Genomic DNA, 23,994 nt, shown 5'->3' on the forward strand with positions numbered 1-23,994 from the left:
GAGGTTGGCTTGTGAGATCACTGTAGCGGTCGGTGGGGGCCAAACTGCCGAAAAATGATTGAAATGACGGAATTGTGTAGACCGATGGCCCTGGATCGGTACCATGGGGCACATGCTCAAGGCCGCTCGTCACGACGCGATCGTCGAACTGCTGCGAGACCGGCCTGCCATGCGCACCGTCGACGTCGCTCGGAACCTGAACGTGAGCATGGCCACGGCCCGACGCGATTGCATCGCCCTGGAAGATAAGGGCATCATCGAGCGTTCCTGGGGAGGTATCCAACTCGTCACGAGCGTGGATGACCATTTCGGTGGCGTCATGAATCATCATGCTCAGGCCAAGGCCGCGATTGCCCGCAAAGCCGCCGAGCTTGTCCACGACGGCGACACCATCATCATGGACATCGGCACCACCGTCCACCATCTGTCCGGGCTGCTCACTGGGCGCTCCATCACCGTACTTACGGCGTCCCTTCCCGTCTTCGAGGCTCTCAAAACCGCCCCGGACGTCACCGTCGTTGTGCTTGGGGGAGTGTGGTCTGAGCGGTACCAGTGCTTTGACGGTCAGTTTGTCGCTGAAGCACTGACCCACCATCAAGCTGACCTGGCCTTTCTAGGCTGCTCAGGGGTGAGTGCCAACGGGAGAGTCCGTGACACGAGTCGCTCCCAGGCCCACATCAAGCAGGCGATCATCGCTGCCGCAAGTCGGAGCTACTTGCTCGTCGACTCCGAAAAATTCCCGGGTGTTGGCGCACATTCCCCGTTCACCATCGAGGAGGTCAGCGGCGTCATTACCACCGGGTCGCTGTCACTGGACTTCGACGCCCACGGCGAGTCAACAGTGGAGGTCATTACCGCATGAAGCTCACCATTCTTGGCGGCGGGGGATTCCGCGTCCCACTGGTATTTAAGGCCCTGGCCCGTGACACCTCACCGCAACGAGTTACTGAACTACGGCTCTACGACACCGATTCGGTGCGGCTAGGCGTCATCGAGAAGGTTTTAGCCCAGCTCGCCCCCGCCCTGCCACACGCGCCGTCAGTGGTGGCCACCACCGCACTGCCCACTGCCTTGGCGGGAACCGACTTCATCTTCTCGGCCATCCGCGTCGCCGGTACTCGCGGACGTGCCCTTGACGAGTCGATGTGCCTGGCTCGCGGTGTTATTGGTCAAGAGACCGTTGGGGCTGGCGGTATCTCATATGCCTTGCGGGGGATCCCGGTGGTACTCGACCTCGTCGAGCAGATCACGCAGTATGCCCCTGACGCCAAGGTCATCAACTTCACGAACCCGGCCGGGGTGATGACCGAGGTCATGCAGCGTCGCCTGGGAGACCAGGTGGTGGGCATCTGTGACTCGCCGGTGGGCCTGGCCCGCCGCATCCTCACCACCCTGCAGCGTGCCGGGGCGGCACCGGCAGATCTTGGGTCCCTGTTCAACGCCGACGGACGGATTCACATCGGCTACAGCGGGCTCAACCACTTAGGTTGGCTCACCAGCCTGGACGTCGATGGGGTCGACGTCCTGCCGCGTCTACTTGAACGTCCTGACCTCATCGAGAGCTTCGAGGAAGGCCGTCTCTTCGGTGCCGACCTGGTGCAAGCCTTGGGCGCCGTGCCCAACGAGTACCTGCATTATTACTACTACTCACGCGACGACCTCGCCGTCGATCGGAAGGCCGAAGCCCCACGCGGAGCCTTCCTGGAATCCCAGCAGAAGCGCTTCTACACCACGGCCCAACACACTGACGATGTCGCTGGACTGTGGGAAGCTACCCGCCTGGAACGCGAAGAGACCTACATGGCCACCAATCGCGAGGTCTCGGGTGAGTTCGCACGCGACGAGGCCGATTTGGAAACCGGCGGATACGACAAGGTTGCTCTGGCAATCATGCACGCCATCGCCAACGACGTGCCCGCCGAACTCATCCTCAATGTCGCCAACCATGGAGCCCTTCCCGACCTGCCCGACGATGCCGTCGTGGAGGTCCCGTGCCGGGTAGATGGAGCCGGGATCCACCGGCTGCCCGCTCCCGCACTGCCAGACCACGCCCGAGGGCACGTCGTCAACGCCAAATACGTTGAACAACGCACCATAGATGCTGCTGTCAACCACAGTCGTACCGCCGCCCTGCTAGCCCTGAGCCACCACCCGCTCGTCGACTCCGTGCACGTCGCCGAGCAGCTGCTAGACGACTTCGCGGAAGCCTTCGACGGCCTGGGGTACCTCAAGGATGCTCATGCATGACCACACCAAACTCACCCAGGATCGGATTGGCCACCTCAAGGAACGTCTCGAACGAGAAATCACCCAGAAAATCTGCCCACTACAGGTGACGGCGTGGCAGGTGCCCGGCGAGCCGGTGAGCTTCGCGGAGGCAACCGCCGCCAGCTACCAGCCATTTCCGCCCGGGACCTGGTGGGGTGCTCCGTGGAGCACCTGGTGGCTTCATGTCACCGGCACCCTTCCAGCTAGCCACGTTGACGAGGAGATCGACCTCTCGATGGACCTCGGATTCGTCGGCGACTGGGCTGGAAACCAGGCTGAAGCGATGGTGTATACCCCCGCAGGGCGCCCGCTTAAAGCCCTCAACCCCCGTAACCATCGGATCGGACTCAACCACGGCGCGCTCGCCGCCCGATTCGCCGCGCAAGGCGAGCCGCTCATCGGGGCCGACGGAGACGTCGAGTTGTGGGTGGAGGCCGCCGGCAACCCAGACATGACCCAGCATCTGGCCGAACCTACCGAACTGGGGGATCGTCACACTGCGGGCCACGAGCCGCTGTGGCAGTTCAAGGCAGCGGAGCTCTCGGTGCGCCGCAATGAGGTGTGGGGCTTGTGGCTTGACATCGACGTCCTCGACGGGCTCATGCGCCAGCTGCCAGCCGACTCCACCCATCGCGCCAGGCTGCTCTACGGCCTGGAACAGGCTGCTGACGAAGTCGATCGTCACGGGATCATCGCCGGTGCTGAACCTGCCCGCCAGATCCTTGCCAGGTACCTGGATTCGGGGGCTAACTCATCGGCTCAACAGATGACGGCTATCGGACACGCACACATCGACTCGGCATGGCTATGGCCGGTGCGTGAAACCCGCCGCAAGGTGGTGCGCACCTTCTCCAACGTCATCTCCTTGGCTGAGGAGTACCCCGACTTTCACTTCGCCTGCACCAGCGCCCAGCACTATGCCTGGCTCCAAGACTCCTCACCAGAGCTTTTCAAGCGCGTTCAGGAGGCCATCGAGCGTGGCCAGTGGCATCCGGTGGGCGGTATGTGGGTGGAGTCTGACACCAATCTGCCCGCTGGGGAATCGTTGGTGAGACAGTTCACCAGCGGTCTGCGCTGGATGCGCGAACACCTTGGGGTGCGTCCAGACTGCCTGTGGTTGCCGGACTCGTTTGGCTACACCGGGGCGCTGCCCCAGATTGCCCGGCTTGCGGGCATGAACTGGTTCTTCACCCAGAAACTCAGCTGGAACACGACGAACATCTTTCCCCACCACACATTCTGGTGGGAGGGCATCGACGGGACCCGCATCTGGACGCACTTCCCGCCAGTGGACTGCTACGACTCCATCGTCAGCGCTCAAGAGGTCGGCAAGGCCGAGGCGAACTTCAAGGAGAAGGGTGCGGCCCGGCGCTCGATCCTGCCATTCGGGTACGGAGACGGCGGCGGAGGGCCTACCGCCGAACAGGTAGAACGCGTCCATAGGTTCGCCGACCTGGAGGACGCACCCCAGGTGCGGCTGGGATCGCCAGACGACTACTTCAACGGGGCCCGCGATGACTATCCGGGGGCGCCGGTGTGGCGCGGCGAGATGTACCTGGAGTTCCACCGGGGCGTCTACACCTCCGTCCACGCCCTCAAGGACGGTAACCGGCGCGCCGAAGCTGGGCTCGCGGCTGCCGAGTGGCTGGTCACCGTGGCGGCCCGCGTCGGCCACCCCTACCCTTACGAGCAGCTAGAACAGCTGTGGCGGCGTACCCTGCTGCTCCAGTTCCACGACATCCTGCCTGGATCGTCGATTGCTTGGGTCAATCACGAGGCCGTCGCTGAATTCACCGCCATCCGTGCTGAATTGGATCAGCTCACAGACGACGCCTGGCAGGCACTGTCACAGGTGAGTGGCGACGAGACAGCGGGGATGAGCGTGGTCAATCCGTCCCACGCGGACCGTCGCGAAGTCATCACCGTCAGTGGTCGACCCGCACTCGTGCAGATACCAGCTATGGCGGCAAAGCCGCTGGCCGATGCCATGGTTACTCCCGAGCACCCAGTGTATGTGCAGCGAGGGCGCGACGCGATCCGGATCGCCAACGGACTCGTCGAGGTGGGTGTTGACACTCGCGACGGGCTGGTGAACTCGATTACTGACCTGGTAGCTGGCCGCGAGCTCCTGCTGGCCGGGCAGCGTGCCAACCGACTCGTCCTGCACCCCGACTACCCCGACTGCTTCGATGCCTGGGAACTGCAGCGTCAGTACCGCCACAGCGCCAACCCAGTCGACGACGTCACCGACCTGTCTGTCACCGAAGACCCGCTGCGCGCCCAGGTGCGCGTCGAACGTCGGGTCGGAAACTCCAGCTTCGTCCAGACCATCACTGTGGATGCCGATAGCCGGGCGGTCGAGTTCAGCCTCGACGTCGACTGGGCCGAGCAGGCCCGCGTGCTCAAGGTGGACTTTCCCCTCGACGTGGCCGCCCGCTCCAGCCGTGACGAGATCCAGTTTGGCTACATCGAACGGCCGATCGGGACTAACACGTCCTGGGATGACGCCCACTTTGAAAGCTGCGGGCAGCAATGGATGCTGCTGAGTGAACCTCGATACGCGGTGGCGCTAGTCAACCAGTCCAGCTACGGCCACGACGTGAGCCCAGCCGGCGGCGACGAACACACCCCCACCCTGGGGGTAATGGCCCGGCTGACCCTGCTGCGTTCCCCACAGAGCCCAGACCCCCACCCCGACCAGGGACGTCACCACCTCAGCTACAGTCTGCTTACCGACGCCGAGGTCGGCTCGGCGCACGTCGAGGCGGCACGGCTCAACCAGCCGCTCCAGCTGCGAGGCGGCACGGTGGAGCTACCCAGCACGGCCCGGATCGAGCCGGTGCATGGTACGGCCGTCATCGATGCCGTCAAGCAGACCTTTGACGGGTCCGGGGATCTCGTCATACGCATCCATGAGGCCGCGGGTGCCCGCAGCACAGTGCGTCTGCTGCTGGATCAGGACGGTTGTATGAGTGAGGTGGACCTGCTCGAGGAGCCCGTGAGTGATCCGACCCAGCAGCTTCCGGCCAGCACCTGCCACGGGGTGGAACTCACCCTGCGTCCCTTCCAAATCGTGACGTTGAGAGTGAGCCAGTGATGAAACTCCTTCTCGTGTGCATCGACGGGATGCGCCTTGACATGGCACTGCCCGAGGCACTGCCACGCAATTCGGGATTCGCCCAGCCCGATCACCCCGCTGACCCGCGATTCGTGCGGGGCGTGGGGCAAGGTGAGCCCGTTCCCGAGCATCCGGTAGCGGCTGTCGACCACACCCTGACCGTCGACCAGGCACCCCATGGTCTGGCCCCCACCCTCGCGCGTTTGGTGCGAGGCGACGAGCACTCCCAAGGCACGATCATCCCCATGTGGATGACTCCACCCACTGATTCCGCTCCCGGCTGGACGACGATCCTCACCGGTGCCACCCATGAGCAGTGCAATGTGTGGTGGAACGAGTTCGTCGGCCACGACTTGGCCCGTCACCCCGACATCCTCTCCCAAGTGTTCTTCGCCAACCCAGCCGCGCGCACTATCGCCGCAGCAACCTGGGACGCCTTCGTCAGCCCCTACGGGCCCGGTCCGATCATCCACCAGCGGGTGGACCAGCAGCGCACCGGCCAGCACCAGCTCTTCAGCCCAGATCTTTCCCGAGGCATCGATCGCGCCGATGAGCAAGTGTCGTCGTGGGCCGCTTGGCACCTCCTACACGAAGGCCCGGACGCGGCCGTCGTCTACTTTGAAGGGGTAGACCATGCCGGGCATAGCTTCGGAGCGGACTCCGAGCCATACCGGCAGGCAATTCAGCACGTCGACGAACTCACCCGTCACCTCGTCAAAGCGGTTGCCGAACGGTACGAGCAGCTCGGGGAGCAGTGGCTCGTCGCCGTGACCACCGATCACGGTCACAAACCCGAAGGGGGTCACGGGGAGGACGAGGTGGAGGTACGTCGCAGCTTCCTGGTGACGCATCACATCGGTGGGACACTTCCTGAGCCGTTGCTGCGTACCGATCCCATCCGTAGTCATGAACTGACGCCGTTATTGCTTGAGACGATCAGGGTGCACCCTGGCCATATGGACGCCAGCGACGTCGGCGTCCGGCGTGACGTGGAACCTATCGGCCCAAGTAGAGAGATGGATTTTGAATGGTGACGATGCACGTGCCTCAGCAGGTGGATGCCGTCCTCTTCGACATGGACGGAACCCTGCTCGACACCCTGCCAGCTTGGCGGGTGGCGTCGGAGCATCTGTGGGGCTTTCCTCTGGCTGACGCCGACAGCGCCGAGGTTGACGGGGGCACCGTCGACGACGTCGTCGAGCTGTATTTGCGGGACCACCCCCACGCAGATCCTCAGGCTACTGGCGAGCGGTTCATGGACATCCTTGACGCCAACCTGGCTGGCAACGCCGAGCCGATGCCCGGTGCTGATCGCCTAGTGAAGAGACTGGCGGGACACGTGCCTATCGCGGTGGTCTCGAATTCCCCGACGCGTTTAGTGCGTGACGGATTGGCCTCACAGGGCTGGCTGGACCTCTTCGACACTGTCCTTGGGGTGGACGACGTCGCCGCCGGTAAGCCGGCCCCCGACCCCTACCTCACCGCAGCCAGACGCCTGGGGGCCGAGCCGAGTCGATGCGTCGTCATCGAGGACTCCGCTTTCGGGCTGCGCGCTGGGCGAGCCGCCGGAGCGTGGGTCCTCACGGTCGGGCGCAGGCTCAAGGGCCAGGGGGATATGTGGGTACCCGGATTGCACGATGAGCGGGTGACGTCCTGGGAGCCCTATCGATGAGGGCATGCGAGTTGACACCCGCCCTACAGCGGCGGCTAGACGAGATTGGCGCTCGGATCGGCCAGGGCGTGAGCGAAGGTATTGACGAGGCGACGGGCCGGCAAGCTGCGAGCCGATTTGTCGCCTGGATGACGGACACGTGGACTCGCACCATGACTCGCGACGAGCACGGCGTCTTCGTCGTCACCGGCGACATTCCGGCCATGTGGCTGCGCGACTCCTCGGCGCAATTGTGGCCGTTCTTGGGGATGTGTGATCTGCCCGAGGTGGCCGCCCAGATCGGTGACGTTATCGCCCGCCAGTGGCACTGCGTCGGCGTCGACCCCTACGCCAACGCTTTCAATCCCGGCCCGACCGGGGCACACTTCGACCCCGCCGACCTCAACCTTGCCGAGGAGTTATGGGAGCGCAAATACGAGGTCGATTCGCTGGCCTTCCCCGTCGACCTCGCATGGCGGTTCTGGCAGCGTACTGCACGTCGCGAACACCTTGATGACGCGGTGCACGAGGGGTGCGTACGCATCGTCGACGTCTGGAGTCTGGAACAGGACCACACCACCCGCTCTGCATATCGTCATGTGCGCCCCAGTGAACCCGTCGACACCCTCGGTGCTGATGGGTCGGGAGGACCAGTGGGCTACACCGGGATGACCTGGAGTGGATTCCGACCCTCCGACGACGCCTGTTGCTACGGCTATAACATTCCAGCTCAGTTCATGGCGATGCGTGCTGTGCGCCAGATTCGTGAATTTTGTCGCATCTGGGATGACGAGGACCTTGCCGAGCGTGCCGCGAAACTGGCCGACGAGATTGACGCCGGGGTGCGGCAGTTCGGTATCGTCAACGACCATTTTGCTTACGAGGTGGACGGGCTCGGATCGGTGCTAGAGATGGACGACGCGAACATGCCATCCCTGTTGTCCCTGCCCCTCACCAGCGACCTCGGTCGTGGCCACCCGCTCTACCAGAGCACCCGCAAGTGGGTGCTCAGCGCGGCTAACCCGTACCTGTTCAGCGGTCCGGCAGCCCGCGGCATTGGTAGCCCGCACAGTCCTGCGGGGTACATCTGGCACATCGGTTTGGCGGTGCAGGGACTGACCGGGGACGGCGTCGAGGCTCGCGAATGCTTAGCGACGATCCTCGCCACCGATGGTGGTACTGGCTGGACTCACGAGAGCTTTGATCCAAGCGACCCCACCCGGTTCACCCGAGGATGGTTCAGTTGGTCGAACTCGATGGCCTGCCTGCTCATGATGAAAGTTGCCGGTATCGACGCCATCACCGGTGCCAGTTGACCCCCATCGCGGTGAGACGGCGAGTTTGGGTCGCCAATTCTGACAGCGGCCGAGCCGGGCTGCCAGTCCACAACTGCTCGGCGATCGAGGTACCGCGCGGGAAAGCGGCATCCTCAACTTGGGCGGGGGTGCGCAGATATTCGGTCCACAGTTGGAACTGTCCACCCAGCAAGTGAGGTGAGTTCACCGCGGCCAGCACGTCGTGCAGCCCGGCGACGTCGCCCATAGTCATCGGAGCGTCGATTGTCACCGGCGCCTGCGGACCCGCCTCAATGCCGTGATCTAAGTAGGTGTGCCGGGCGGGGGCAGCGATGACATCGTGACCTGCGGCAGCGGCGCGGGCAATGTCATCGGCATCCCGCCACACCATCACAGTGATCTCCTCGGGCGCACTGGCCTCCAATACCTCGTCCCAGGCGATGACTTGACGCCCTGCCGCGACCACGTGATGACACATCTGGCGCTCGAACCACGCCTGGGCTTGATGTGGGGTCGTGATCCCCAGCTTCGCCAGCCGGGTACGGGTGGGCTCATGCCCAAACCATTCGTTGCCGGGGCACTCGTCGCCACCGATGTGGATCGGTGAGTTCGGGAAGACCTCCATCACGGTGTCCAAGGCGTCGCGGCAGAAGGCCAAGGAGTCGTCGGTGAGGCTGATGTGATGCTCCGACACCCCGAAAGCGGTGCGTGGGTGATCGATCGGTACTCCGCAGCCCAGCGCGGGGTAGGCGGCCACCACCGACTCGGTGTGGCCCGGTAGATCGATTTCCGGAACGACTGTGATGCCCAGCATGCCTGCCCGCTCATCGATGGCGCGCAACTGGTCGATGGTGTACGCGCCACCATGGGGTATGTGGTCGTGCGTGGCGACGTCGTCACAATCGTTGTCGTCGGGTGGTGGTTGGTGACCTCGTACCGTACCTGGACGCCACGCCCCCACCGTGGTCAGACGCGGCCAGCCGGGTACCGGCAGGCGCCACCCCTGGTCGTCAGAGAGGTGCAGGTGGAGCCGGTTGAGCTTGTGCATGGCCAGCACATCCAGGAAACCCATGATGAACGAGGCAGGCATGAAATGCCGCGAGACGTCCAGATGGGCCCCGCGCCAACTGTGGCGTGGTGCGTCGACGATGACGCCCTTCGGAAGGTACAGGCGCTCCAGGGCTAGCGGCCCGGGCCCGTAAACCCACGGGGTGAGCAGCTGAAGCAGAGTCTGCACCGCCCAATGCGCGCCGGATGGGCTGCCAACGGTGACGCGGACCTGCACGTCGATCTCGATGCGGTAACCCTCCGTTTCTAACGCGGGATTGACCGTAACAGTGAGGGAGGCGTCATCTGATGTTGCTCGCACGACGTCGAGTGCTGGAGCTAATCTCTCGGCGAGGATCGTAACGGCATTGGTGACCTCGTCGGGGCCAGCCCAGGTGAGCACCGCCGGCAAGGGGAATCGTCCTTCGGTGAGTCGCACCTGGCGGGGCTGGGGGCACAGGCCCCGGGCCAGGGCGTCGGTGGTGGGCATCTCTGCTCCTCGTGACATCGCCTGACAATGGGATGTTTCACAGCTTACTGGGGCGCTGCCTATGCTAGGGGCGACCCATTGCGCGCAGGAGCCATGCCCATGTCCGTCAACCGTCATCCTCGGCTGCTTACCGCCGGCATCACGTTCCGCGATTTCGTCATCTCTGGAATTGACCAGTTGCCCAGACTAGGCGAGGAGCGTTACGGCACCGACTTCGTCGCCACCTGGGGTGGGGTCGCGAACACGGCACGGATTGCGGCAAGCCTGGGTGCGCAAGTCGAGTTGCTGACGGGTCTAGGCGACGACCCCAACTCCCAGATGTGCCGTCAGGAACTAACCGACTGGGGCATCAACCTGGCCCCGAGCCCGGTCAACCCTGGCTGGGCTCTCCCAGTGACGATGAGCCAGGCGTGTGGCACCGAGCGGGCTATGACGACGGTGGAAGCTGCGTTGCCAGCTCCGCTTCCCGCACCGAACCTTGACGGAGTCGACGTCGTCGTCACCCATGTGTCGGTCCCCGCGGACACCTGGCTGCATGAAGCTGCCGGCGCGGGGATTCCAGTGATCGCAGACCACGGATTCGAGGACGAATACGAATCCGGATTGCTGGACGCGGTGTCGGGATGCACCTGCTACACGCCTAATGCTATAGAGGCGATGCACCTTACGGGTGCCGACGACCCCGTGCGGGCCGCTCGAGCCCTCGCTGAGCACGTGCCGGTGGTTGTTGTGACTTGTGGTGGCGACGGGATCGTCGGTGTGGATTCTCGTACCGGCGAGGAGATTCACGTCCCGGCGGTGGCCATTAACCCGGTCAACACCACAGGTGCTGGCGACGCTACCTTGGCCGGCCTGGCCTGGAGCTGGGGGTGGCAGGTGCCGTTCGCCCGTAAGCTCGACGTCGCCGCCCTGGTAGGGGCTATCGTCACTTCGCGAGCGCACGGAACTGCCGACCCCCTCACACCCGAGGATGTGCTCGCCTGGGTACCGCGGGCTCCGGAGCGGTTAGGGTTCCTCACCGAACTGTTGGGATAAATGGCGTCGGAGCCGAGCTCACCTCTGGCGGGAATCGCCCTGGACCGGCAGGTTCGCTATGACGCAGAACCCGCCCTCTTTACGAGGCCCCGCGGACAATTGCCCACCCATCGACGTCACGCGCTCCCTCATTCCTTGGAGGCCGTGTCCCCGACCGTCCCCCTGGACGGCATCCCCGTACCCGTCGTCGAGAATCTCCACGTGAATCGCGGTAGGTGAGTACGTCAGGTCTACAGTGGCGTGAGCGCTTGGACCAGCGTGCTTGAGGACGTTGGTGAGAGCTTCCTGAACGACTCGGTACACCACCAGTCCAAGGGTCTGGGAAACCACCGGCTCTGCCCCGGTGACCCTCAGTTCAACTTTCGCCCCGGACTTTTCCACCAGGTCGGGAATCTCAGTCAGGCCGGGGGAGGGAGAGAACTCGGCGTCGGTGTCCTGGCGTAGCACCCCGACTATTCGCCTCATCTCAAGGAGAGCCTCTCGGCCGGTCTCGGCGATGGTATCGAGCACCTCGGGGGCCTTCTCGGGTTTTTTCGTTGCTAATGCTTTGCCGCCTTCGGCCTGCACAATCATGATCGACAGCGAATGGGCGACGATGTCGTGGAGCTCTCGTGCGATCTCGTTGCGGGTGCGCTCCTCGGCGACCCTGGCCTGCTGCTCCCGCTCGGCGAGGATCGCACGGTACCGCTGGGCTTTGACGATGCGTTGCTGGGAGTCGATGAGGGCGGACTCTCGCAGCCGCCGGCCTACCGCGTATGGGGTAAGAACGAGGCCCGCGCATACCGTCATGGCGAGCACCAACAGCACCCAGGGTGTTCCCGATGAGGGATCGTAACCGGCGGCAATGGTGGGGATCCACCTCATTGGTCCAATGACAGAGCCCACAGCTCCGACCCACAGCACCCAGCGAGACTGGTGGCCGTCGACCCACCTCGCCACTGAGTAGGAGGTGATCGGGACGACGAAGATACTCAGCACCGGGAAAGGTACAAAGAAGAACTGGATAGCAGCCCCGATGGCGACCAACGTCATCATGAGAAGAGGATGTTCGCGGCGCACCGGCAGGGAAGCCACCATGACCATCGATGAGAACAAGGCGGCGACATACTCTGGGCGCGGCCATTCCACCAGGCTGACGAGGTAGGGGACGATCGTCACTACAGCCATGACGAGGGTCAGGGTGACGTCTCCCCACCACGCCCGTTCGGTGTCGGTTGGGCGGCCGTCGTCGAGCTTGGGGTCCAGCACCTCTTCCATACCGGGGATGCTGATTTGGGGGACGTTATTGCGGCTCGGGTTGAACCGATTGAGACGGGCGCGTACCCCTGCTCCGCGGGAACCGTTGGGGCGGCTCTCCGTGGGTAGCGGCTGCGATCCGGTGTCCTCCATATCCGCAATTCTAGAAACCCGCCATAAACCCGCCATGGAAAATCGGTTAGGCATGGCAGATAGTGACACGTGGGCTGGCAACGCGCACCACTCGTGACCAATTCACCACACGCAGCCCGTGGCCGCCATAGAGGCGGGTGAGCCGCCCCTAAACTTGAGCGCGACGAGTTCGACGTTACGGAAGGTTCCCATGAAGATTCTCATCACCGGCGGGGCCGGTTACATCGGATCGACGGTTGGTTCAGCGTGTGAGGAGGCTGGCCATGAGGTCGTCGTGCTGGATGACCTGTCCGCGGGATGCCGCGAATTCGTTCGCGACCGCACGTTCTACGAGGGCGACATCGCTGATCAGGACCTGCTCGATCGTGTCTTCTCTGAGAACCAGATCGACGCCGTCGTCCACTGCGCAGCCAAGATCGTCGTCCCCGAATCGGTTGATGAGCCGCTGACCTATTACGGCAATAATGTCGGCAAGACCGTTGCCCTGCTCAAGGGTATGGAGCGCAACGGTGTACACCGCATCTTGTTTTCGTCCTCGGCGTCGATCTATGCCACTGACGAGGAGTTCAAGGTCACTGAGGAATCCGCGCTGGACCCCGGCTCCCCCTATGCCACCACTAAATTCATGGTGGAACTCATCCTGCGTGACGCCGCCCACGCCTCCGATCTCAAGGCGCTGAGCCTGCGGTACTTTAACCCGATCGGCTCGGATCCGAAGCTGCGTACCGGTCAGCAGATTGAACATCCCACCCATGTGCTCGGCAAGATGATCGACGCCTGGATGGAGGATTCCACTTTCACTGTTACTGGGGTTGAGTGGCCGACTCGCGACGGGTCAGGTATTCGCGACTACATCCACGTTTGGGATCTGGCTCGCGCTCATGTTGCTGCTTTGGAGCATCTCGATGAGGTTACGACCGACGACCCGTATCAGGTATTCAATATCGGTACCGGAAGCGGCGTTACCGTCAAGGAGCTCGTTAAAGCCTTCGAAGAAGGCACTGGAAGGTCCCTCAATGTCGTCTACGGTCCGCCGCGTCCCGGTGACGTTGCAGGTGCCTACACTGTGTCCCGCCGGGCTAAAGACCTGCTCGGTTGGAGCGCGGAGTTAACCCAGGCAGATGGGATTCGCGACGCCATTGCATGGCTGCCAGAGCGCAAGAAGATCCTGGGTTACTGATCCTCCTTAGGTGGGCAACCCCGGCGTTTTACAGTAAAGCCATGAATAAACCCCTCCTCGTGGGCCTTGCCGTTGTGGCCAGTGCCATTGCAGTGACCAGCCGGATCAGCTCAATGAGGAGGGGCTGGATCGACGAGGTATGGCGATTCGGCATGGATGGGATCGACGAGCGCCCCGACGACGAGCAGTGGAGCTGACCGTCGTCTTATTCAGTCCGGGTTAGCCCCTCATCGAGGACCCGACGCAGAGTCGGACGGGTAACCCACAGACCCAGTCGAACCATCCCCGCCCCCACCAGAATGGTGGCGACTGTTACGAGGATCGTCGCTGGCCGGGTGACGAGAGCGATCCCGGTCGCCGGGATGAGCAGCAGCCCGGTGGCGACAATGCCGGCGGCCATGGCAAACCGCATCGGGGAAATGACAGTGACGCGTCGCACCTTGTCCTGGGCCCACAGATCCATCCCGACGACGTCCAACCCCACCTCGACAGATCGACGATCGAGGACCGCAGCAGCCTGGTTGACTCCCACCGAGCAGGCAACAGTGGCGAAGGCGAAGGCGATGAGGAGGATGACACCAGTCTGTAGATCCCCTCCGATGATTCGGGAAGATACCGTGGCCTGGGAATCGTTACCGACGGCCTGCATCATCGCGGCTCCGGTCCCCCCGAGCATTCCAACCACGCACACCGCTCCCAGCGAGGCCATCTGGGTCCAGGCTGCGCGGGGGTTCTCCAACACCTGACGGGCTGCCACAAGATCGGTGGCACTCGTAGCCTGCTTGAGACGGTGCTGGAAGTACATCGCCAGCAGCTTGGGGCCAATGATGTTGGCGAGTTCGACGACGGCGGCCAGGGTGACGGCGATAAACACGTACACGCCTACCATGCCCGTCTGTCTACCGAGGAACTTCAACGCAGCTCTAGAAAAGACGATGAGCACAACGACGGTGCCACCGACTGCCAGCCGAATCCACGAGACCGATCGAGGCTGGCTGCGCATCCGCACTCCAAGCGGGGACACGTCAACCCTTCGCAGGCCGATCGCAGAGCTGACAAGGGCGAGTAGCACGAGGGCGAGGATGACGCCGGCCACCGGGATGGGACCCAGCAGGATCGAATCTGCACCGACCCTTCCACCGTTGAACGACAGCTGCCCCAGCAGAGGCAGACACAGTGCATATCCGGCAATGCCCAGAATGGAACCTGTGAAGGCCTGTAACCCAGCCTCGGCCAGGGTCATTACCCGCAACAGATGGGACGAAGCGCCCACAAGTCGCAGAGCAGACAACCGGTCGTCCCGCCGTCGGGCCGACAAACGTGCCGCCGACGCGGCCAAGGTCATCAGGGGCAGCACCAACAGGATGACGGCAACTGTCGAAGTCAGTTTGTAGAAGGCAGAGTTCTGTCCCGGTAGGTGCCACATCATGACGGCACCGCCAGTGACGTCAAGGATCATTGTCGCAATGACAGTAAAGGCGACCACCGGCAGCCGCCAGGAGGAGTGGTCGGCAACCGAGACACGGAGGATCATGCCGAGGACCGCAGCAGTAGCCGGATGTCCAGGCGTAACTCCCGGCGTCTCGGGGACGGTGAGGGGCGGGATCCTTTGACTGGCGTCGATAGTTGGCGTCACAGTCACCACGTCCCGTCAGAATGACGCACGTCGTCAGAGACGATTCGGCCGTCTTGCAGGCGAAGGATGCGCTGGCAGCGGCGGGCAACATTTTCGTCATGGGTGACGACGACGAGGGTGCGTTCCCGTCCGGTCGTCGCCGAAAGCAGAATAGCCATCACTTCGACGGCGGTGGCCGAGTCGAGGGCCCCGGTGGGTTCGTCAGCGAAGACAATCGCCGGATCGATCACCTGGGACCGCGCAATAGCGACGCGTTGGGCCTGGCCCCCGGAGAGCTGGCCGATCCGGCGATCTGCCATGCCGCCCAACCCCATCGATTCAAGCCACTGGGCGGCATACCTGACGGCCTCGGCTCGGGATACGCCGTTGAGCATGAGAGGCAGGGCGGTGTTCTCCACCGCAGTGAGCTCGGGGACAAGCATTCCTTGCTGGAAGACGAAACCCAGGGATTGACGACGTAACTTTGCGCGGTCCTCGCTAGAGAGGTTTTCGACGTTGACGGTGCGGTCCGGCAGGCCCAGCTCGATAGTGCCAGAGTCAGCCGAAAGAATCCCCGACAAGCAGTGCAGCAAGGTGGTCTTGCCTGACCCAGACGGCCCCATAATGGCGACCGACTGGCCGGCTGGGATGGCGATGTCGATGTGGTCGAGGGCACGTGTCGTCCCGTAGGTTTTCGTCAGCGCCAGGGTGCGCAGGTGGGCGCCACGGATAGCCGCGTCAGCAGCATGGAGGTGTGGGCGAGTTGTCGTCAACATGGCCTCTACTGTGCTGCCCAAAGCCCTCGTCACACATCATGCTGGCGGGCGAATTGGCTGGTCCTCCCGTGGTATGAGCGTGTTCTCCCCACGTGAACGCCGAACCCTGCGACATCGTCGACACCCCGTCATAGGGTGGTTTTATGATGACCAACGACCGTTCGCTCCCCTCCGATCTCCCCACCAAGTTGCTCATCGACGGAGAATGGGTTGACGCCGAGGCGTCCCGCACCTTCGACGTTATCGATCCCGCCACTGAGAAGTTCCTCGTCGCCATCGCCGATGCCTCTGTTGACCAAGGCACCGATGCCCTCGACGCTGCTGTTCGTGCCCAGCGCTCCTGGGCCGACACCGCCCCGCGAGAGCGCGCCGAAGTCCTGCGCGAGACGTTTAGCCTCGTCACCAAGCGCAAGGATGACTTCGCCCGCCTCATGACCCTCGAGATGGGTAAGCCGCTCGCTGAGTCCTACGGTGAGGTCAGTTATGGTGCCGAATTCCTGCGCTGGTTCTCGGAGGAAGCTGTGCGCATCCGTGGTGACTACGGTCTGCTTCCTGAGGGCAAAGTTCGTCAGCTGGTCACTAAGCGTCCCATCGGTCCGTGCCTGTTCATCACGCCATGGAACTTCCCGCTGGCGATGGCCACCCGCAAGGTCGCCCCGGCTCTGGCTGCTGGGTGCACTGTGGTGATCCGCCCAGCCTCGGCTACCCCGTTGACCACCTTGCTGCTCGCCAAGACGTTCCTCGATGCTGGCCTGCCAGCTGGTGTCCTCAATGTCATTACTGGCCGGGACCACGCCGTCACTGACGCGGTCTTGGAGGACCCGCGGCTGCGCAAGCTCTCTTTCACGGGGTCTACCGGGGTTGGTGTGAACCTGCTAGGTAAGGCTGCCAAGCACGTGTTGCGTACCTCAATGGAACTGGGTGGTAACGCTCCCTTCATCGTTTTTGACGATGCCGACCTAGACCAAGCCATCGTCGGGGCCAAAGCCGCCAAGATGCGCAACATGGGCGAGGTCTGCATCGCTGCGAACCGCTTTATCGTCCACGAGTCGGTGGCCGAGGAGTTCACCGACAAGATGGTGGAGATGATGTCAGGTCTGGTCGTCGGGGACGGCTTAGACGAAAAATCCGAAGTCGGGCCCATGATCACCGAACGGGACCGCGAAAAGGTTGATGGTCTGGTGCGTTCTGCTGTTGAAGCCGGTGCCACCGTGCGCTGTGGTGGTGAGATCCCTGCGGGTAAGGGCTGGTTCTACCCGCCGACGGTGCTTGCTGGCGTTCCTGCCGACGCTGAGATCATGCAGACCGAGATTTTCGGGCCGGTCGCCCCGGTGACGACCTTCCGCACCGAAGAAGAAGCGTTAGCCCTCGCCAACTCGGTTCCGGTCGGACTGGCCGGGTATGTGTTTACCCGTGACACAGCTCGCATCCTGCGGATGGGACAGAAGCTGGAGGTCGGCATGATCGGCGCGAACCTGGGGGCGTTCTCTAACGCGGCTGCCCCATTTGGTGGCGTCAAGGAGTCCGGGCTGGGCCGCGAGGGTTCTTACCAGGGCATCGAGGAATTCTTGGAGACGATCTACGTCGCCCTTCCCGCATAATCGTCACGACATGATGGCGAGAAACAAACGATAGCGTCGGACTCGTGGCCACTTCACGGATCCGATTTCTCCTCGCCGTCGTACTGACGGGGTTGGCGTCGGGACTCATCGGTGGTCTTACCAGCGAACTGTCTCACCTCTTGGAGGCCTGCGCGTTCGGTGTGCCCTTCTCCCCCTCAACGACAGGTGTCGGAACAGTCGCCATGTGGAGACGCCTTACCGCACCGATTGTGGGCGCTCTCATTGCGGGGTTGACGTGGTGGTGGCTGCGTCCGCTCCCGTCGGGGTCGATCACCTCGGTGCGGCAGGCCGTCGACTCTCCGGCGCGGCTACGCCCGGTCGAGACCATCGTTGATGCTCTCGCCCAGCTCGTCGTCGTCGGCTCCGGGAGTTCCCTAGGCCGAGAGGCGGCACCGCGTCAGATGGCTGCCTTGGCCGCCCAGGGGTTATCCGACACCTTCCGAGTCGACCCTGCCACCCGGCGGGTTGTGCTGGCCAGCGCTGCCGGTGCCGGCCTGGCATCGGTCTATAACGTGCCCGTCGCTGGAGCGCTGTACGCCCTGGAACTGACAGTGCGCCCTAACCTTCGCACCAAGCGCGGCTGGGGACAGGTGGGGATAGCCGTCGTCATCTCCGCCCTGTCAACGGTGACGGCATGGTTGTTTAACCATGGCCGGCCCATCTACCGCTCACCAGCCGCCACAGTGACGAGTAGTGGCCTCGGCTGGGTGGTTCTTGTCGTCGCGGCGTCGACCGTTGCGGGGGCCGGGATGGGCCTGCTCTTTAGGGAGACGAAACGACGAGTTCCCCTCACCTCCAGGCTGTGGTGGACGGTTCCGCTGGGATCGGCTGGCGTGACAGCCATCGCCGTGGTGGCACCTCAGGTGGTCGGCAATGGTCAGGTCATCGTCAATCTGGTGCTGGCTCATCCCGTGGCCCCAGCCAGCTTGGCGATCCTGCTCGTCGGCAAGATTCTTGCCACGACGGTGGCACTACGATCCGGTGCTGCTGGCGGCCTACTGACCCCCTCCCTATCTGCAGGTGCCCTAGTTGGAGCCCTGGTGGCCGTGCTGGCAGGGATCGACGCACCCTCCCAGGCTGCAATGATGGTAATTGTCGGCGCCGGATGCGTGCTGTCCATGACCCAGCGTGCTCCGCTATTCGCAGCCGCCTTTGCGCTAGAACTAGCTCGCCCCGGAATGCTAGGAGTTCCGGTTGTTCTCGTAGCGGTTGTGCTCGGTTGGGTAGGGTCCGTTCTCGTCAGTCGGCGGCCCCACGGGCGGATAGGTCGGGCTCCGGGGAATACGTCTGATCCGCGGTAGTCTGAGCGGGATGTACCAGCCGCGGTGCGGCGCCCCCCATATCCAAGGAAGACACATGACTCAGGACCTGGCTTCAGCAATCGCATTCCAGGTGCGATCGACTTCAGGACGTTCCGTCACCGCGTCGACTCCTATGGAGGTGTGGCAGGGATTATCTGCCTCCGTCGTGGGCCGTATTGCAGATGACTGGCAGGCCACTGACGCTGCCTACAAGGCCGGACGTCAGGAGCACTACTTCTCCGCTGAATTCCTCATGGGACGGGCCCTGCTCAATAACTTGTCGAACCTTGGACTGGTCAACGAGACCCGTGAGGCCCTCGCCAACTTCGGTATCGACTTGTCCCAGGTACTCGAACAGGAGCCTGACGCTGCGCTAGGTAACGGTGGCCTCGGCCGTCTGGCCGCCTGTTTTCTCGACTCCTGTGCCACCCTAGAACTGCCTGTCACTGGTTACGGAATCCTCTACCGCTACGGTTTGTTCAAACAGCTCTTCGACAACGGTTTCCAGACTGAGCATCCGGACCCGTGGATGGAAGAGGGCTACCCATTTGTCATCCGTCGCCAAGAGCAGCAGCGCATCGTCCGCTACGCCGACATGTGGGTGCGTGCCATTCCTCACGATATGCCGATCACCGGCTATGGGACTCGCAACGTCGGAACTCTACGGCTGTGGAAAGCCGAGCCGATGGAACAGTTCGACTACCAGGCTTTCAACTCCCAACGCTTCACCGACGCCATCGTCGAGCGGGAGCGCACCTCCGATATTTCGCGAGTGCTCTACCCCAACGACACCACCTTTGAGGGCAAAGTGCTGCGGGTGCGTCAGCAATACTTCTTCTGCTCGGCCTCCTTGCAGGAGATCGTGGACAACTACATCGAGCACCACGGCCAGGACCTCACTGACTTCGCCAAGTACAACTCGATCCAGGTCAATGACACCCACCCAGTGCTGTCCATCCCTGAGCTCATGCGCATCCTCCTCGATGACCACGGCATGGGTTGGGAGCAGGCGTGGCAGATCGTCACCCACACCTTCGCCTACACCAACCACACCGTGCTGGCCGAGGCCCTCGAGAAGTGGGAAATGCAGATCTTCGATCGCCTGTTCCCGCGCATTTGCGAGATCGTGCGCGAGATTGATCGCCGTTTCCGTGAGGATATGAACAAGCGCGGCCTGGACGCCTCCACCATCGAGTACATGGCCCCGGTCAGTGGCAACCAGGTACGGATGGCGTGGATCGCCTGCTACGCCTCCTACTCCATCAACGGTGTGGCCGCCCTGCACACCGAGATCATCAAACGCGAAACCCTCAAAGAGTGGTACGCGATCTGGCCGCAGCGGTTCAACAATAAGACCAACGGCGTCACCCCGCGCCGCTGGCTCAACCAGTGCAACCCGCGTCTGGCCGCCCTGTTGACCGAAGTCACCGGCTCTGACGCTTGGGTCAAGGATCTTGCCGTGCTCGCTGACTACACCGATTCCGTAGACGACTCGGTCTACGACCGCATCAACGAGATCAAACACGCCAACAAGGCTGACTTTGCGGCTTGGGTGGCCGAGCGTGAGGGCGTCGAGATCGATCCGGATGCCATCTTCGACGTCCAAATCAAGAGGCTGCACGAATACAAAAGGCAGCTTCTCAACGCCTTCTACATCCTTGACCTCTACTTCCGTATCAAGGACGACCCCACTGTCGATGTGCCCAAGCGGGTGTTCATCTTCGGCGCTAAGGCCGCCCCCGGCTACCTTCGTGCTAAGGCGATCATCAAATTCATCAACGAGGTGGCTCGTCTGGTCAATAACGACGATGACATCGACGGGCGAATCAAAGTTGTCTTCGTTCACAATTACAACGTCTCCCCAGCCGAGCACATCATCCCGGCCGCTGACGTCTCCGAGCAGATCTCGATGGCCGGCAAGGAGGCCTCGGGCACCTCGAATATGAAGTTCATGATGAACGGCGCACTCACCTTGGGCACCTTGGATGGGGCCAACGTCGAGATCCTCGACGCTGTCGGTGATGAAAACTCCTACATCTTTGGTGCCACTGAGGAACAGCTGCCCTCCCTCAAGCGGGACTACGATCCACGGTGGCATTACGAGAACGTGCCGGGCCTCAAGCGAGTCATCGATGCGCTGACCGACGGTACCCTCGACGACAACGGTTCCGGCTGGTTCCATGACCTGCGTCAGAGCCTCATGGAGCCCGGTTGGGAGGGTCCCGACGTCTACTACGTGCTGGGCGACTTCGCGTCCTACCGGGATGTCAAGGACAAGATGGCCGCTGATCATGCTGACGCCCATGGTTGGGCGCGCAAGGCGTGGGTGAACGTCACCAAGTCTGGTCGGTTTTCCTCGGACCGCACTATCCGCGACTACGCCGAACAGGTGTGGAAGCTGGAGCCAGTCAGGGTTGAGTGAGTTTCGGGCCTGATGGAGCATCGCGGACACCGGGTTGGCCACGGGCGCCCGGCGTCCACGTGTATCTGGAGGGTCAGCCCCATAGCGCCTTGGCTGCCACCGTGAGCAGTACCGACCACAAAGCCGAGGCCATCGTTCCGATGATGAATTGCTCGATAGCTGCGCTTGACTCCTTGTTGGCCTGCGTAGCGTCCGATCCCGGGGTGGGTTGTGACTTTAGTTCGGCATAGCGGGCGAGGGTCTTGACGCCGAGGATGACGGCGATTCCGGCCGGATAGCTGGCGAGGATGGCGGTGGCGATTCCCAGCCGCTCTAAATAGCCGATCCACAGGCCTCCGCGCAGCAGGCCAGTATCCGCGCCGGCGCGGACTCCGGCGGCGTGGAAAACTAGCGAGACAACGTACTTGCCGCCCCACACCGCAGCGATGACGAGGAGAGCGGCCGCGATTCTCATGGTGACGATCATTGCGCTTCCTGGGCCAGATCGGCGGCGAGCTGGCGAGTCTCGACGAGGTATTCCCAGCGGGCACGGGTGAGTCGCTGGCTGACGGCCGAGGGGCTAATTCCGAGGGTCCGCGCGGTCTCATCGCTGCTCATAGACAGATCGTAGAACTTGGCGACATCACGGGAGGCGGGGCGCATCCGCCGGGCGAGATCGACGACGATCTGGGCTGCCTGGCAGAACCGGCGCATTCCATCAGTGCCGTTGGGAAAGACGTGGATTGCTGCGCGACGTCGTCGACACTCGTCGATCGCTTCTCGGGCCGATATGTAAGCCGGTCCTCGTGCTGCGCGCGTGGAATCGGGCAGCGGAGTGTCGACCTCGCCATGGGAGACTCCAATACGCCACGGCCCAGAACCGGCCGTCCACACGGCGTGGATGAGGCTGGCGGGGTCAGTGGTGAGGGCCTGGACCTCGTCACCGGAAGTCCGCTCTGGGGGAAGGACCCATTCCGGGGTGCCGACCCTGTGACCCGTGGGGCTCACCAGTAGCCCGGGGGAGGTCAGGGCAGCAAGGAGATGGGGGACCTCGTCGTTGTGACGTCGACTGTCAACCTGGTCGGCAAGAATGACCCAGGCGAGCATGGAACGCTCCTTCCTCGTGGCTTCTAGCATGCCGATCGCTGTTTTAGCGAATAACCTAAATCGTAGTCCCGTGAAGCTTAAATCCTTACATGTATCCCTGTATGAACGTGTGGTGATTCGGTGGGAAGGGAAACCTTCTGCCATCCGGAGAGACCCTCGTAACCGTTTCTCGCACGTTTGCCATGGCGGTGCTGTAGCTGGGTGAACTCGTTAACCACCATGACCTCCCTGGTTCTCGAAAACTGTTTGGTTTGGGCTTTCAGCCAGGGGTTGAATGCGCGCTTCGAACCGCCTTCAACCCCGTTAGGAGCCGCCGGAACGCACAGTACGCATGTCAGCCACGTCGATAAGCAACGACAAGCCGCGGTCATGGCCGTCTGGCAGATGAGGCCCCGCGCCACACTCAGCTTCGCTTCAGCGCTGTGGCAATCCTGCAGGGAAGGCCGTCAGCTGCTACCACGAATGGCAGTCGTCACGATGACGCACATGATTGCCACGGAGGATCGCCGTCGTCGACGCCATCCATGGAAGGATGGGTAACACCCGACACAGATCAGGAGTCGCCATGTCCAAAAAGAAGAAGGTCGGCATCCTCACCGCAGGCGGTGACTGCCCCGGGCTCAACGCCGCGATCCGCGGATTTGGGAAAGCCGCCATCCGCCAGCACGGCATGGAACTCATCGGTATTCAGGACGGCTTCCTCGGATTGGCGGAGAATCGCACCGTCACCCTTGACCCGCGTGCCCTCTCGGGCATCCTCACCGTCGGCGGGACCATCTTGGGAACCAGCCGTGACAAGGTCAACCACATGGTTATCGACGGCGAGGAACGGGATATGGTCCCCACCATTGTCGAGAACTACGAGAAGCTGGGACTTGACGCTCTGGTGACCTTGGGTGGCGGCGGCACCGCCAAGAATGCGTACAAGCTAGCCAAGGCCGGACTAAACGTCTTGCATCTGCCCAAAACAATCGACAACGACATCGTCGGAACCGACGACTCCTTTGGGTTCTCGACGGCACTAGAGATCGCCACTGAGGCCATCGACCGGCTGCACTCCACCGCCCACTCCCACCACCGCATTATCCTCGCCGAGATCATGGGTCACCGTGCCGGGTGGCTGGCCCTCGGCTCGGGCATCGCCGGCGGCGCTGACGTGATCCTGCTGCCCGAAGTGCCCTACAAACTGGACTCCATCGTCCAGGCGGTGGAAAACCGACAGAAGCAGGGACTGAATTTCTCTGTCATCGCGGTGGCCGAGGGCGCTCGTGACGAGGCCGATTCGGCTGCGATGGCCGGAGCCCAGGCCCTTGTTGACGCTGCCAAGACTGCGGAGACGAAGGCGGCGGCCAAGAAGGCCAAGAAGGATCTTGAACATTCCATGCGCGACAACACCCTCAAGTTGGCTACCCAGCTTGAGGAGGCCACCAAGCTGGAGTCGCGGGTCTCAATCCTCGGCTATGTGCAGCGTGGCGGTATCCCGTGCGCTCACGACCGTCTGCTTGCCACCCGGCTGGGAACCATGGGTGCCAGGCTCGTTGATGACGGCGAGTTCGGCATCATGGTGGCCGCGAAGGGCACAGATGCCACGACTGTGCCGTTGAAAGAGGTCGCTGGCAAGGTTAAATACGTGCCTGCTGATCATCCGTGGGTGAAGGCGGCACGTCAGGTCGGAACCGGTCTAGGCGACTAAAGTTTT

At 62.9% G+C, this 23,994-nt stretch carries 19 protein-coding genes; 13 read left to right on the top strand and 6 right to left on the bottom strand.

Going from position 1 to position 23,994, the window contains the following annotated elements; all coding sequences use genetic code 11:
- Positions 1–103 precede the first annotated feature (103 nt).
- Genes A5483_RS00575 through A5483_RS00600 form a run of 6 tightly spaced genes read left to right on the top strand, consistent with a single transcriptional unit; the run spans position 104 to position 8,353 of the window.
- Positions 104–862 (top strand): DeoR/GlpR family DNA-binding transcription regulator, encoded by a 759-nt coding sequence (locus tag A5483_RS00575; protein ID WP_063810689.1) that lies wholly within the window; start codon positions 104–106, stop codon positions 860–862.
- Positions 859–2,247 (top strand): 6-phospho-beta-glucosidase, encoded by a 1,389-nt coding sequence (locus A5483_RS00580; protein ID WP_063810691.1) that lies wholly within the window; start codon positions 859–861, stop codon positions 2,245–2,247. The genes A5483_RS00575 and A5483_RS00580 overlap by 4 nt, the downstream gene beginning before the upstream one ends.
- Positions 2,240–5,365 carry an alpha-mannosidase gene (locus A5483_RS00585; protein WP_063810693.1) on the top strand — a complete coding sequence of 1,042 codons (3,126 nt, stop codon included), beginning with the start codon at positions 2,240–2,242 and terminating at the stop codon, positions 5,363–5,365. Before A5483_RS00580 ends, A5483_RS00585 begins: the two co-directional genes overlap by 8 nt.
- Positions 5,365–6,420, top strand: coding sequence for an alkaline phosphatase family protein (locus A5483_RS00590; RefSeq protein WP_063810695.1), 1,056 nt, complete (start codon positions 5,365–5,367; stop codon positions 6,418–6,420). The genes A5483_RS00585 and A5483_RS00590 overlap by 1 nt, the downstream gene beginning before the upstream one ends.
- The gene (locus tag A5483_RS00595) at positions 6,414–7,058 is read left to right on the top strand and encodes an HAD family hydrolase (protein ID WP_063810697.1); all 645 of its coding nucleotides are present in this window, start codon (positions 6,414–6,416) and stop codon (positions 7,056–7,058) included. The genes A5483_RS00590 and A5483_RS00595 overlap by 7 nt, the downstream gene beginning before the upstream one ends.
- Positions 7,055–8,353, top strand: a complete 1,299-nt coding sequence (locus tag A5483_RS00600; protein WP_063810699.1) for a glycoside hydrolase family 125 protein — start codon at positions 7,055–7,057, stop codon at positions 8,351–8,353. Before A5483_RS00595 ends, A5483_RS00600 begins: the two co-directional genes overlap by 4 nt.
- Here the strand turns inward: A5483_RS00600 and A5483_RS00605 are convergent.
- Positions 8,337–9,869: a beta-N-acetylhexosaminidase gene (locus A5483_RS00605; RefSeq protein ID WP_063810701.1), complete on the bottom strand. Its 1,533-nt coding sequence runs from the start codon at positions 9,867–9,869 to the stop codon at positions 8,337–8,339. The two genes, A5483_RS00600 and A5483_RS00605, sit on opposite strands and share 17 nt — an antisense overlap.
- Before the next feature lie 99 nt (positions 9,870–9,968).
- On the opposite strand from A5483_RS00605, the gene A5483_RS00610 reads away from it, so the two are divergent.
- Positions 9,969–10,904, top strand: coding sequence for a carbohydrate kinase family protein (locus tag A5483_RS00610; RefSeq protein ID WP_063810703.1), 936 nt, complete (start codon positions 9,969–9,971; stop codon positions 10,902–10,904).
- 18 nt (positions 10,905–10,922) lie between these two features.
- Here the strand turns inward: A5483_RS00610 and A5483_RS00615 are convergent, their stop codons facing one another.
- Complete coding sequence (locus A5483_RS00615; protein WP_002550173.1) at positions 10,923–12,293, bottom strand: sensor histidine kinase; 1,371 nt, start codon at positions 12,291–12,293, stop codon at positions 10,923–10,925.
- A gap of 118 nt (positions 12,294–12,411) precedes the next feature.
- Here A5483_RS00615 and galE point away from each other — a divergent pair, with 118 nt between their 5' ends.
- On the top strand, positions 12,412–13,473 hold the full coding sequence (gene galE, locus A5483_RS00620) for a UDP-glucose 4-epimerase GalE (protein ID WP_082863950.1): 1,062 nt from the start codon (positions 12,412–12,414) through the stop codon (positions 13,471–13,473).
- 41 nt (positions 13,474–13,514) lie between these two features.
- The gene (locus A5483_RS12080) at positions 13,515–13,670 is read left to right on the top strand and encodes a hypothetical protein (RefSeq protein ID WP_042843184.1); all 156 of its coding nucleotides are present in this window, start codon (positions 13,515–13,517) and stop codon (positions 13,668–13,670) included.
- A gap of 8 nt (positions 13,671–13,678) precedes the next feature.
- On the opposite strand, the gene A5483_RS00630 is transcribed toward A5483_RS12080, so the two are convergent.
- Together A5483_RS00630 and A5483_RS00635 are read right to left on the bottom strand one after the other, a co-directional pair.
- The gene (locus A5483_RS00630; RefSeq protein ID WP_063810928.1) at positions 13,679–15,115 is read right to left on the bottom strand and encodes an FtsX-like permease family protein; all 1,437 of its coding nucleotides are present in this window, start codon (positions 15,113–15,115) and stop codon (positions 13,679–13,681) included.
- Positions 15,112–15,864, bottom strand: coding sequence for an ABC transporter ATP-binding protein (locus tag A5483_RS00635; RefSeq protein WP_002550128.1), 753 nt, complete (start codon positions 15,862–15,864; stop codon positions 15,112–15,114). The genes A5483_RS00630 and A5483_RS00635 overlap by 4 nt, the downstream gene beginning before the upstream one ends.
- A 143-nt stretch (positions 15,865–16,007) precedes the next feature.
- Here A5483_RS00635 and A5483_RS00640 point away from each other — a divergent pair, with 143 nt between their 5' ends.
- From A5483_RS00640 to A5483_RS00650, 3 genes are read left to right on the top strand one after another with little or no spacing between them, the layout of a single operon-like run.
- Positions 16,008–17,465: an NAD-dependent succinate-semialdehyde dehydrogenase gene (locus A5483_RS00640; protein WP_002550235.1), complete on the top strand. Its 1,458-nt coding sequence runs from the start codon at positions 16,008–16,010 to the stop codon at positions 17,463–17,465.
- 44 nt (positions 17,466–17,509) lie between these two features.
- The gene (locus A5483_RS00645; RefSeq protein ID WP_063810706.1) at positions 17,510–18,787 is read left to right on the top strand and encodes a chloride channel protein; all 1,278 of its coding nucleotides are present in this window, start codon (positions 17,510–17,512) and stop codon (positions 18,785–18,787) included.
- A 55-nt stretch (positions 18,788–18,842) separates the two neighbouring features.
- Positions 18,843–21,209: a glycogen/starch/alpha-glucan phosphorylase gene (locus tag A5483_RS00650; protein WP_063810708.1), complete on the top strand. Its 2,367-nt coding sequence runs from the start codon at positions 18,843–18,845 to the stop codon at positions 21,207–21,209.
- Between the two features lie 73 nt (positions 21,210–21,282).
- Here the strand turns inward: A5483_RS00650 and A5483_RS00655 are convergent, their stop codons facing one another.
- Both A5483_RS00655 and A5483_RS00660 read right to left on the bottom strand, forming a co-directional pair.
- Positions 21,283–21,675, bottom strand: a complete 393-nt coding sequence (locus A5483_RS00655; RefSeq protein WP_002550105.1) for a hypothetical protein — start codon at positions 21,673–21,675, stop codon at positions 21,283–21,285.
- Entirely contained in the window at positions 21,672–22,295 is a 624-nt protein-coding gene (locus A5483_RS00660; RefSeq protein ID WP_002550213.1) for a sigma-70 RNA polymerase sigma factor region 4 domain-containing protein, read from the bottom strand. Before A5483_RS00660 ends, A5483_RS00655 begins: the two co-directional genes overlap by 4 nt.
- Positions 22,296–22,860: 565 nt before the next feature.
- Here A5483_RS00660 and A5483_RS00665 point away from each other — a divergent pair.
- Positions 22,861–23,988: a 6-phosphofructokinase gene (locus tag A5483_RS00665; RefSeq protein ID WP_115939038.1), complete on the top strand. Its 1,128-nt coding sequence runs from the start codon at positions 22,861–22,863 to the stop codon at positions 23,986–23,988.
- The last annotated feature ends 6 nt before the right edge of the window (positions 23,989–23,994 follow it).

The sequence above is a fragment of the Cutibacterium namnetense genome, assembly GCF_001642025.1.
Lineage (GTDB): Bacteria > Actinomycetota > Actinomycetes > Propionibacteriales > Propionibacteriaceae > Cutibacterium > Cutibacterium namnetense.